Genomic DNA, 10602 nt, shown 5'->3' with positions numbered 1-10602 from the left:
TCAGGCCTCCTCGATCTCGTCCACGACGAACGTCGACCACCCCTGCGTGCCGCGCACCCGCACGTGCTTGCCGGCGTACGCCGCGAGCTCGGCCTCGGCGTCCAGCGCCTCGGCGTCGCGGCGGCGCAGCACGACGGCGTCGTCGGGTCCGGCTTCGTCCGGGACCAGGACCACCGACGTCATCTCCGACTTGGACCCGACCCCGGTGAGACGGAGGGCGACCGTGCCGGTCAGCTCCGCGCTCACTTGCGCCAGACCACGCGGGACTGGCGGGAGCCCTCCACCTCGCGGGCCACGACGAAGCCGTCGCGGCCGCCCTGCTCGACCGGCACCAGGTGGTAGGTGATGCCGGCACGCGGCGCGCCGGCGTGCTCCCCGAAGCTGGCTGCGTCTCCCGTGACCCGCGCCCGCACGCCTGCCTCGCGGACGAGGTCGTCGGTCGACACGGTCGCGTGACGGCGAGGGCGTCCGGCCCGCGGCACCGAGGCGCCGAGCGCGCGGCCGGTCGCCGCGGAGACCCGGCGTCGCTGGACCAGGGTCAGCTGCGTCGACGCGGCCTTCGGCTCCGCGGCCGCCTGGCCGCCGACCGCCTTCGGGACGCCGGCGCCCGGGAGCCCCACCGGCACCAGGCTCGGGTCCCCGAGCAGGTCGAACTGCGCCAGCGTCTTGAGGTCCAGCGGCGTCAGGGAGCCGGCCTCCCGGATGAAGCGCTGGCGTGCGTCGAGCAGGGCACGACCCGTCGACGCACCCGCCAGGATCCCCTCGACGGTGTAGCGGCAGACCAGGTCGGCGAGGCCCATGGAGTCCGCCGGCCCGTAGGCCGTCGTCGACGCCCCGACCCCGGCGTACCCGCCGCCCGCGAGGTAGGCCCACAGCATCGGCATCCGGCCGCCCATCGCCGCCGGCGCCTGGTGCATCGCCCCGTAGCAGCACTCCGCCGCCACGACGGTGCCCGGAGCGACGCGGCCTGCCAGGTCCTCCGGTCGCAGCGCCACCGTGTCGACGGGACCGCCCCGGGCCTGGCCGAGCCAGTCGGGCAGGGTGTCGCCGCCGTGGCAGTTGACGAAGTGGGTGAGCGGCGCGAGCTGGGACTTGGTCCAGGGCGAGCCCGCCGGCGGGGACAGGTGCGTCGTGGGCGCCGGACCGGGCAGCAGGTCGACGCTCATCCTGGTCGACCCCGCCCACACGGAGGCGCTGACGGCGAGGACCTTCTGGTACGCCGTCGGCTTGCGCTGGGTGTAGGACGCCGCCGTGCCCAGCGCGGCGAGCACCATCGACGGCTCGTTGGCGCCGACCACGTCGGGGATCCGGCCGACCACCCGCGTCACCGAGACCAGGTCGGCGGCGTCGAGCATGCCGCCGGCGGGTCCGGTCCAGGTGTCGGGGAGGTCGCAGGCGAAGGGCAGGTCGCTCGGGACGTAGGGGTCGGCGTCGCGGCCCCGGTTGACGATCGGGTTGCGGACCCTCGCCTGGGGCACCACGTCGGTCGCGCCGACGAGCGCGACGTAGGACGGGCGGTAGCGGGTGGCGGCGAGGTCGACGGCCCGGAGCGCGCCGACCCAGTCGCCGTCGGCGACCTTGGTCGCCCCGATCGCCTTCATCGACGAGGTGTTGTCGAGGAGCAGCACCCGGGTGTCGAGCCCGCGGGCGTCGTCCGCCTCGACCAGCGCGTCCAGGGCGTCACGGACCCGCGCCGCGCCGTCGGCGCCGTACTTGCGCCGCAGTGCGCCGAGATGGGTGACCAGCAGCTTGTCGTAGGTGGTGGACATGGCGCTCCTCGGTCAGGAAGCTTTTGGTCCCACTCTCCATGCCCGGTCGCGGCCTCCACAAGGCACCATGCGGGCCACCGCGGGGGTCGCAACCGGTCCATGGTGCGAGGATGCCGCGCGTGCTGTGCCACGCCTGCTACGCCGAGCCGGACCTGCAGCCCGACTGCGCCGCGTGCCACGGCACCGGCCGGGCCACGTCGATGCCGCTGTGCGCGGAACCCTGGAACGAGGTGGTGCCCGGCCTGTGGCAGGGCGGGCACGACGTCCGGTCCCAGTCCTCGGCGGCGTGCGTGGTCGGCGACGAGTTCGACCTGGTCGTGAGCCTGGCGACCAGGGAGGGCTACGGCCCGGCCGAGGGCGTCGAGCACGTCGTCCTGCGGCTGGCGGACGCCGCGCTCGACGCGGGTGCGGCGGAGCGGGTGATCGTCCTCGCCGACCAGGTCGCGGCGGCGGTCGACGACGGGCGCAGGGTGCTGGTGCGCTGCTCGGGCGGGCTCAACCGCTCCGGGCTGGTGGTCGCCGCGGCGCTGGTGCGCTCCGGCCGCACGCCCGACGAGGCGATGGCCCTCGTGCGCGCGGCGCGCGGCCCGTGGGCGCTGACGAATCCCGGCTTCGTCACGCACCTGCGCACCCTAGGCTCCGACGCATGACCCAGCCTCTGGATCAGCCCGTCGCGCTCGTCACCGGCAGCACCTCCGGCATCGGTGAGGCGATCGCGCGCCGGCTCGCCGGTGACGGGTTCCTGGTGGTCGTCCACTCCGGCAGCAGCGTGGAGACGGGGGAGCGGCTCGCGGCGGAGCTCGGCGGTCGCTACCTGCAGGCCGACCTCTCCGACGCCGACGCGGCGCTCGCGACCGTCGGCGCCGCGCTGGCCGACCTCGGCCGGCTCGACGTGCTGGTCAACAACGCGGGCGTCAGCCGGCCGATCCCGCACGCCGACCTCGCCGCGGCGACCCCTCAGGAGTGGCGCGACGTGCTCGAGGTCAACCTGATCAGCCCGTTCGCGCTGGCGACCGCGGCGGCGCCGTACCTCCGCGAGAGCCGGGGCTGCGTCGTCAACGTGACCAGCCACGCGGGCGTGCGGCCCAAGGGCTCCTCGATCCCGTACGCCGCCAGCAAGGCCGGCCTCAACCACGTGACCCGGCTGCTCGCCGCGGCGCTGGGTCCGGAGGTCCGCGTCAACGCGGTCGCCCCCGGCCTCGTGGACACGCCGCTGACCGCCGACTGGACCGCCGCGCAGGAGCTGTGGCGCGAGCGCTCGCCGATGCGCCGTGCCGCGACCCCCGCGGACGTGGCGGGCCTGGTGGCCGACCTCGCGGCGAGCGACTACCTGACCGGCGAGGTCGTGGTGCTCGACGGCGGCCTCAATCTCCTGTGACGAGTTTCACCCAGGGCGCTGACAGGAGCGCCACCCGCGGGCTACCTTGCAGGGCAAGAACGCGTTCTAGTTCCGTCCAGACTCGCGCGCCATCGTCCCGAGGAGCCAGCCAGCATGAAGACCCGCGCCGCCATCTTGTGGGAGCCGCACACCGACTGGAGTGTGGAGGACATCGAGCTCGATCCGCCGAAGCGAGGCGAGATCCTCGTCAAGCTGGCCGCCTCCGGCCTCTGCCACTCCGACGAGCACATGGTCACCGGTGACATGGTCCTCGACCCGGAGCTCGCCGAGGCCTTCGGGCTCAAGCAGTTCCCGGTGATCGGCGGCCACGAGGGCGCCGGCGTCGTCGAGGAGGTCGGGCCGGACACGGTCGGCTTCGAGGTCGGCGACCACGTCGTCTTCAGCTTCATCCCGTCGTGCGGCAGGTGCCCGTCCTGCTCGACCGGCCACCAGCACCTCTGCGACCTCGGCGCGTTCCTGCTCTCCGGCATGCAGCTGAGCGACTTCTCCTACCGCCACCACTCCAAGGACGGCAAGGACCTGGGGATCATGGTGGGCCTGGGCACGTTCTCGCCCTACACGGTCGTCAACGTGGACTCCGCGGTGAAGATCCGCAAGGACGTCCCGCTCGAGCGCGCCGCGCTCGTGGGCTGTGGCGTCACGACCGGCTGGGGCTCGTCGGTGTACGCCGCCGACGTGCAGTCCGGCGAGTCCGTGGCCGTGGTGGGCCTCGGCGGCATCGGCATGAGCGCGGTGCAGGGCGCGGCCATGGCCGGCGCCCGGCACGTGATCGCGATCGACCCGGTCGACTGGAAGCGCGAGAAGGCGCTCACCCTCGGCGCGACCCACGCGGCCGCCTCGATGGTCGACGCCCAGCCGCTGATCAGCGAGATCACCCAGGGCGCGATGGCCGACAAGGCGATCCTCGCCGTGGGCCTGGCCACCGGCGACCTCATCGCCCCGATGATGAGCCTGGTCAAGAAGGCCGGCCGCGGCGTCGTCACGGCCGTGGCGAACATGATGGCCGACGACGTGAAGCTCAACCTCTTCGAGATGTCGATGATGCGCAAGGAGCTCGTCGGCTGCATCTTCGGCAACGCCAACCCGCGCTACGACATCCCGCGCCTGCTCGACCTCTACATGGACGGTCGGCTCAAGCTCGACGAGATGGTCACCACGACGTACACGCTCGACGAGATCAACCAGGGCTACCAGGACATGCGCGACGGCAAGAACATCCGCGGCGTCATCGTCTACGACTGATCGCCGCAGGGGAGGCCGGCGTCAGGCGACGTCGGCCTCCATCTCGGCCACGAAGTCCCGCTTGACCGCGCGCCACGCCTCGTCGGTCGTCTCGCGCCGCCAGTACGGCGAGCAGGACATGCTGCTGCGGTCCAGCCGCCGGTCGGCGAGCAGGTGCCGGCGGATCGCGCGGATCTCGCCGGCCTCACCGTGGACGAACGCCTGCACCCGGCCGGCCGGCCAGTCCAGGTCGGCGACCGCGTCGGCCAGCAGGTCGACGTCGTCCACGGCACCGGTGCGGTGCAGCCACCCGAGGTCGAGGTCGCCGGCGCAGGCCAGCGGCACCTCGTGCTCGGGCCCGTCGCAGACCAGGCGCACCACGGCGCGCGTGCCCGCGGGCATCGCCTCGAGCGAGGCCGCGATGGCGGGCAGCGCCGACTCGTCGCCGACCAGCAGGTGCCAGTCGGCCTCCGGGTCGGGGCAGTAGCCGCTGCCCGGGCCCTCGAACACCAGCACGTCGCCGGCCGCGGCCCGCGCCGCCCAGGGGCCGGCCACGCCCTGGTCGCCGTGCACGACGAAGTCGAGCGTCAGCAGGCCGGCGGCGGCGTCCCAGCCGCGGACGGTGTAGCGGCGGCGCACCGGCCACAGCTCCTTCGGGTGGGCGTCCTTCACCTCGGCGGGCGAGAAGGCACCGCCGTACGCCGCGCCGGCCGGCGGGATCGCGACGTTGACGTAGGTGTCGGTGTCGTCGGGGACCGCGAAGCCCTGCAGGCCGGGACCACCCAGCACCACGCGCACCAGCGTGGGCGTCAGCCACTCCGTGCTCTCGACCTGTCCGTGCCACGCGGGCATCCGGGCCCCCTTCTGTCGGCGTCGTCCGGTAAGGCTACCCTTACCTGCCAGGACCGCCGCATCGCTGTGTCGCACCGGTCTCCGCCTGCGGCGCCCACGCCGAGCTCAGGAGAGCCTGGCCGGGACGCCAGCTGTGGCAGGCTCCGGCTGTGGAGAGCAGACGGGTCCGGGTGATCGGCGTCGGTCCCGGCGACCCCGAGCAGGTCACGCTGGCGGCGGTCGAGGCGATGCGCTCGGTCGACTACTTCATCGTGACCGACCGCTCCTCCTGCGGAGGGATGCCCGACCCGCTCGTGACCGCCCGCGACCGGCTGCTCGACCGGCACCTCACCCGCCCGCCGACCATCGTGCGCATCGAGGACCCCGACGCGGTGCCCGAGGCCATGGCGACCGCCCTGCGGTCGCGCTCCGGGGTGGCCGGGCTGCTGGTGTGGGGCGACCCGGCGTTCTACGACTCCACCATCCCGATCCTGCGCTCGCTGCCCGGCCTCGACGTCGAGATGGACGTCGTCCCCGGGATCTCGGCGGTCCAGCTGCTCGCCGCCCGCCACCGGCTCGTGCTGCACGAGGTGGGGGAGCCGCTGCACCTGACCAGCGGCCGCGCGCTCGCCGCCGCCGTGGCCCAGGGGCAGGAGAATGTCGTCGTGATGCTCAACCGCGTGATCGACCTGCCCGGGCTCGACGACTGGTCGATCTGGTGGGGCGCCAACCTCGGCACAGCCCACGAGGAGCTCGTCGCCGGCCGGGTCGCGACGGTGCTGCCCGACATCCACACCGCGCGCAACCGCGTGGCCGAGCGGGCCGGCTGGATCATGGACATCTTCCTGCTCCGCCGGGAGGCGTGATGGCGCACACCGTGCTGCTCGTGCCGGTGCCCGAGTTCGAGGAGTTCGTGCGCGGCCGCACCCGCCACTACGACGCGTCCTTCCTCTCCACCGACCCCGACTTCGTGCACGCCCACATCACGGTGCTCGGCCCGTTCCTCGACGACCCCGGCGACGCCGACCTGCGTCGGGTCGGCGCCGTCGCCGCCGCGGCCGCGCCGTTCGACTTCGAGCTGACCCGGGTCGAGGAGTTCCCCGACGGCCTGCTGCACCTGCGGCCGGCGCCCGATGCGGCGTTCCGCGCGCTCACCGCGCGGCTCGTGGCGGCCTTCCCGCAGTGCCCGCCGTACGCCGGCGCCTACCCGGACCCGGTGCCGCACCTCACCCTCGACCAGCGCGGCGACGGCATCGACGCCGCCACCGTCGAGGCGGCCCTGGCCGGGACGCTGCCGGCCCGCTGCCGGGCCGACCGGATCGCGCTGCACCGCTACGCCAACCACGACTGCCGGGTGCTCTCCGAGTGGAAGCTGGGTGCGTCATGAGGGTCCTGGTCACCGGCGGGGTGCGGTCGGGCAAGTCGCGGCACGCCGAGTCGCTGCTCGCAGATCGGCAGGCGGTCACCTACGTGGCGCCCGGCCCGGTCCGCGACGACGCCGACTGGGCCGCGCGGGTCGCCCGGCACCGCGCGCGCCGCCCCGCGCACTGGACGACGCTGGAGACCGGCGACCTCACCGCGGCACTGGGCACGCCCGGCCCGGTGCTCGTCGACTGCCTCGGCACCTGGTTGACCCGGCTGATCGACGACGCCGGCCTGTGGGACGCGCGCACCGAGGACGTCTCGGCGTACGTCGAGGAGCAGGTGGACTCCGCGATCGGCGAGCTGCACGACGGCGTGGTGCTGGTGACCAACGAGGTCGGTTGGGGCGTCGTCCCCGAGCACCGCTCGGGCCGGCTGTTCCGGGACCTCCTGGGGGAGGCCAACGTGCGCTTCGCGGAGGCCTGCGACGAGGTGCACCTGGTCGTGTCCGGGCGGGTGCTGCGCCTCTGACCTCCACCGGCGCCGGCGGACCGCCCGCTGGCGGTCCCGCCGACACCGGTCGGATCAGAACTCCTCGTCGAAGCCGACGGCCCCGGACACGCCGACCTGGTAGGCGGAGACCTTGCGCTCGAAGAAGTTCGAGAGCTCCTGGACGTCCTGGAGCTCCATGAACGCGAGCGGGTTCCTGGAGCCGTAGATCGGCTCGAGGTCGAGCCGCTCCATCCGCCGGTCGGCGACGTACTCGAGGTAGGCGCGCATATCCGCGGTCGAGAGGCCGGCGACGCCGCCGCCGAGGAGGTCCTCGGCGAACTGCGCCTCCGCGTCGACGCCGTCGATCAGCATCTGCCGCACCTGGGCGGCCAGCTCGTCGTCGAAGAGCTCCGGCTCCTCGGCCCGGACCGTGTCGACGACGTCGAAGGCGAAGGCCATGTGCATGGACTCGTCGCGGAAGACCCAGTTGGTGCCCGAGGCCAGGCCGTTGAGCAGGCCCCGGGACCGCAGGAAGTAGACGTAGGCGAAGGCGCCGTAGAAGAAGAGGCCCTCGATGACCGCCGCGAAGCAGATCAGGTTGAGCAGGAACTTCCGCCGGTGCTCCTGGGTCTCCAGGGCGTCGAGGTCGAAGACGGAGTCGATCCAGCGGAAGCAGAAGTCCGCCTTGGCCTTGATCGACGGGATGTTGTCGACCGCGGCGAACGCCTCGTGCCGCTCCGCCTCGTCGGGGACGTAGGTGTCGAGCAAGGTCAGGTAGAACTGCACGTGCACCGCCTCTTCGAACAGCTGGCGGGAGAGGTAGAGGCGTCCCTCCGGTGAGTTGATGTGCTGGTAGAGGTTGAGCACCAGGTTGTTGGCCACGATCGTGTCGCCGGTGGCGAAGAACGCGACCAGCCGCGAGACCAGGTGCCGCTCGGCGTCGCTGAGCCGGTGCAGGTCCTTGAGGTCGGAGTGCAGGTCGACCTCCTCGACGGTCCAGGTGTTCTTGATCGCGTCGCGGTAGCGGTCGTAGAAGTGCGGGTAGCGCATCGGCCGCAGGGTCAGGTTCATGCCCGGGTCGAGCAGCATCGTCGTGTTCTGGTGCGTGATGGTCACTGGCAGGCCTCGCAGTTCTCGGGGTTCTCCAGGGAGCACGCGAGCGCCTCCTGGTCGATGACGGTGATGGGGACCGCGGAGACGGTCGTCTGCTGGATGCGCGTCGCGGGGCGCGAGCGCAGGTAGTAGGTCGTCTTCAGCCCGGACTTCCAGGCGTGCAGGTACATCGACGAGAGCTTCCCGATCGACGGCCCGGCGATGAAGAGGTTGAGCGACTGGCTCTGGTCGATGTACGGCGAGCGCGCGGCCGCCATGTCGATGAGCGCCCGCTGCGGGAGCTCCCAGGCGGTCCGGAAGAGCGACCGGACCTCGGCGGGCAGCTGGTGCACGCCCTGCACCGACCCCTCCGCGCGCTTGATGTCCTCGCGGACCTCCGGGGTCCACAGCCCGCGGCTCTTGAGCTCGCGGACCAGGGCGCTGTTGACCTGGAGGAACTCGCCCGACAGCGTCTCGCGCTTGAAGAGGTTGGACACCTGCGGCTCGATGCACTCGTAGCAGCCGGCGATTGAGGCGATCGTGGCCGTCGGGGCGATCGCGACGAGCAGCGAGTTGCGCAGCCCGTGCTCGGTGACCCGCTCGCGCAGCGCCGCCCAGCGCTCGGTCTGCGTGGGCGTCACGCCCCACAGGTCCGGCTGGAGGTCACCGCGGGCGGCGCGCGTCGCGTCGTACGCCGGGTGCGGGCCGTGGCGCTCGGCCAGGTCGCAGGAGACCTCGAGCGCGGTCAGGTAGATCTCCTCCTGGATCCGGGTCGACAGCTCCCGCGCGTCGACGGAGTCGAAGGGCAGCCGGAGCGCGAAGAACACGTCCTGCAGGCCCATCAGCCCGAGCCCGATCGGTCGCCAGCGCGGGTTGGAGGCCGCAGCCTCGCCGCTCGGGTAGAAGTTGATGTCGATGACCCGGTCGAGCAGCGGCACCGCCGTGCGCACGGTCTCGCGCAGCCTCTCCCAGTCGATCCCGTCAGGGCCGACGTGCTGCGCCAGGTTGACCGACCCGAGGTTGCAGACCGCGGTCTCGCCGTCGGAGGAGACCTCGACGATCTCGGTGCAGAGGTTGGAGAGGTGCACGACCGGTCCACCGCTGCCGTCGCTGGTCTGGTTGCAGGTGCGGTTGGCCGCGTCCTTGAAGGTCATCCAGCCGTTGCCGGTCTGCGCGAGCGTGCGCATCATCTTCCCGTAGAGCTCGCGCGCCGGGACCTGCCGGACGTAGCGGCCCTCCTCCTCGGCCCGGCGGTAGGCCGCGTCGAACGCCTCGCCCCACAGGTCTGGGAGCTCGGGCGCCTGGTCGGGGTCGATGAGCGACCAGGTCGCATCGGCCTCGACCCGGCGCATGAACTCGTCGGGGATCCAGTTGGCCAGGTTGAGGTTGTGCGTGCGCCGGGCGTCCTCGCCGGTGTTGTCGCGGAGCTCGAGGAACTCCTCGACGTCCGGGTGCCACGGCTCGAGGTAGACGCAGGCGGCACCCTTGCGGCGGCCGCCCTGGTTGACCGCGGCGACCGACGAGTCGAGCGTCCGCAGGAACGGCACGATGCCGTTGGACTGCCCGTTGGTGCCCCGGATCAGCGCGCCCCGGGAGCGGACCCGGGAGAACGCGATGCCGATGCCGCCGGCGAACTTCGACAGCTTCGCGACCTGCCCGTAGCGCGAGTAGATCGAGTCGAGGTCGTCGCGCGGGCTGTCGACGAGGTAGCACGAGGACATCTGCGTGTGCCGGGTGCCGGAGTTGAAGAGCGTGGGACTGCTCGGCAGGTAGGCGAGCGACGACATCAGCCGGTAGAAGCGGATCGCCTCGCCCGGGCTCTGCGCGAGCCCGCAGGCCACCCGGAGCAGGAAGTACTGCGGGGTCTCGATCACCAGCCGGGTCGTGGGGTGGCGCAGCAGGTAGCGGTCGTAGACCGTGCGGAGCCCGAAGTACTCGAACCGCCGGTCGGCGTCGGTGTCGATCGCGAAGTCGAGCTTGCGGGCGTTGTCCTTCACGAACGACGCGGTCTCGTCGCCGATCAGCCCCTCCGCGTGGCCGATGGACACCGACTGGCTGAACGAGGCGACGCCCTGGTTGCGCACCTCCTTCTCGACGTAGCCGGACAGCAGCCGCGCGGCGAGCCGGGAGTACTGCGGCTCCTCGCCGATCATCTCGGCGGCCGTCTGGATCGACAGCCGGTCGAGCTCCGCGGTGGTCGCGCCGTCGTACAGCCCGCTGATCGTGCGGGTGGCGACCCGCATCGGGTCGACGTCGGCCAGGTCGCCGGCGACCCGGTCGACCGCCCGGACGATCTTGTTGACGTCGACGGGCTCGCTGTCACCGTTGCGCTTGCGGACCTGCATCGAGGTCCTGCCGGGGGATTCTGTGACCGTCACTTCTCTCTCCTCGCGAGATCGGTCCCGAAGGTCCGGGTCGCGGGGGAGACGGAGGCAC

The 10602-nt window shown here is 72.6% G+C and carries 11 protein-coding genes; 6 read left to right on the top strand and 5 right to left on the bottom strand.

The window, feature by feature from the left end; translation table 11 throughout:
• The gene (locus HZF07_RS04370; RefSeq protein ID WP_157347215.1) at window positions 1–246 is read right to left on the bottom strand and encodes a hypothetical protein; all 246 of its coding nucleotides are present in this window, start codon (window positions 244–246) and stop codon (window positions 1–3) included.
• On the bottom strand, window positions 243–1769 hold the full coding sequence (locus HZF07_RS04365; RefSeq protein ID WP_157347213.1) for a hypothetical protein: 1527 nt from the start codon (window positions 1767–1769) through the stop codon (window positions 243–245). Before HZF07_RS04365 ends, HZF07_RS04370 begins: the two co-directional genes overlap by 4 nt.
• A 110-nt stretch (window positions 1770–1879) precedes the next feature.
• On the opposite strand from HZF07_RS04365, the gene HZF07_RS04360 reads away from it, so the two are divergent.
• The 3 genes from HZF07_RS04360 to HZF07_RS04350 all read left to right on the top strand — a co-directional run bounded on the left by HZF07_RS04360 (window position 1880) and on the right by HZF07_RS04350 (window position 4410).
• The gene (locus tag HZF07_RS04360) at window positions 1880–2419 is read left to right on the top strand and encodes a protein-tyrosine phosphatase family protein (RefSeq protein WP_198346532.1); all 540 of its coding nucleotides are present in this window, start codon (window positions 1880–1882) and stop codon (window positions 2417–2419) included.
• On the top strand, window positions 2416–3147 hold the full coding sequence (locus HZF07_RS04355) for an SDR family NAD(P)-dependent oxidoreductase (RefSeq protein WP_157347211.1): 732 nt from the start codon (window positions 2416–2418) through the stop codon (window positions 3145–3147). Before HZF07_RS04360 ends, HZF07_RS04355 begins: the two co-directional genes overlap by 4 nt.
• 114 nt (window positions 3148–3261) lie before the next feature.
• Window positions 3262–4410 (top strand): NDMA-dependent alcohol dehydrogenase, encoded by a 1149-nt coding sequence (locus HZF07_RS04350; protein ID WP_157347209.1) that lies wholly within the window; start codon window positions 3262–3264, stop codon window positions 4408–4410.
• 21 nt (window positions 4411–4431) lie between these two features.
• Here HZF07_RS04350 and HZF07_RS04345 read toward each other — a convergent pair whose 3' ends face one another.
• Window positions 4432–5241: a siderophore-interacting protein gene (locus HZF07_RS04345; RefSeq protein ID WP_157347207.1), complete on the bottom strand. Its 810-nt coding sequence runs from the start codon at window positions 5239–5241 to the stop codon at window positions 4432–4434.
• A 149-nt stretch (window positions 5242–5390) separates the two neighbouring features.
• Between HZF07_RS04345 and HZF07_RS04340 the strand changes: the two genes are divergently transcribed.
• Genes HZF07_RS04340 through HZF07_RS04330 form a run of 3 tightly spaced genes read left to right on the top strand, consistent with a single transcriptional unit; the run spans window position 5391 to window position 7113 of the window.
• The gene (locus HZF07_RS04340) at window positions 5391–6086 is read left to right on the top strand and encodes an SAM-dependent methyltransferase (RefSeq protein WP_181644755.1); all 696 of its coding nucleotides are present in this window, start codon (window positions 5391–5393) and stop codon (window positions 6084–6086) included.
• Window positions 6086–6607 carry a 2'-5' RNA ligase family protein gene (locus HZF07_RS04335; protein ID WP_157347205.1) on the top strand — a complete coding sequence of 174 codons (522 nt, stop codon included), beginning with the start codon at window positions 6086–6088 and terminating at the stop codon, window positions 6605–6607. Before HZF07_RS04340 ends, HZF07_RS04335 begins: the two co-directional genes overlap by 1 nt.
• Window positions 6604–7113 carry a bifunctional adenosylcobinamide kinase/adenosylcobinamide-phosphate guanylyltransferase gene (locus HZF07_RS04330; protein ID WP_157347203.1) on the top strand — a complete coding sequence of 170 codons (510 nt, stop codon included), beginning with the start codon at window positions 6604–6606 and terminating at the stop codon, window positions 7111–7113. The genes HZF07_RS04335 and HZF07_RS04330 overlap by 4 nt, the downstream gene beginning before the upstream one ends.
• A 54-nt stretch (window positions 7114–7167) precedes the next feature.
• On the opposite strand, the gene HZF07_RS04325 is transcribed toward HZF07_RS04330, so the two are convergent.
• Window positions 7168–8190 (bottom strand): ribonucleotide-diphosphate reductase subunit beta, encoded by a 1023-nt coding sequence (locus HZF07_RS04325; protein WP_220131822.1) that lies wholly within the window; start codon window positions 8188–8190, stop codon window positions 7168–7170.
• Window positions 8187–10544, bottom strand: a complete 2358-nt coding sequence (locus HZF07_RS04320) for a ribonucleoside-diphosphate reductase subunit alpha (RefSeq protein WP_198346531.1) — start codon at window positions 10542–10544, stop codon at window positions 8187–8189. Before HZF07_RS04320 ends, HZF07_RS04325 begins: the two co-directional genes overlap by 4 nt.
• Between the last annotated feature and the right edge of the window lie 58 nt (window positions 10545–10602).

It is taken from the genome of Nocardioides agri (genome assembly GCF_013778305.1).
GTDB lineage: Bacteria > Actinomycetota > Actinomycetes > Propionibacteriales > Nocardioidaceae > Nocardioides > Nocardioides agri.
Note: the sequence above shows the minus strand (reverse complement) of the source record. Positions and strands in the feature narration are given on the sequence as shown.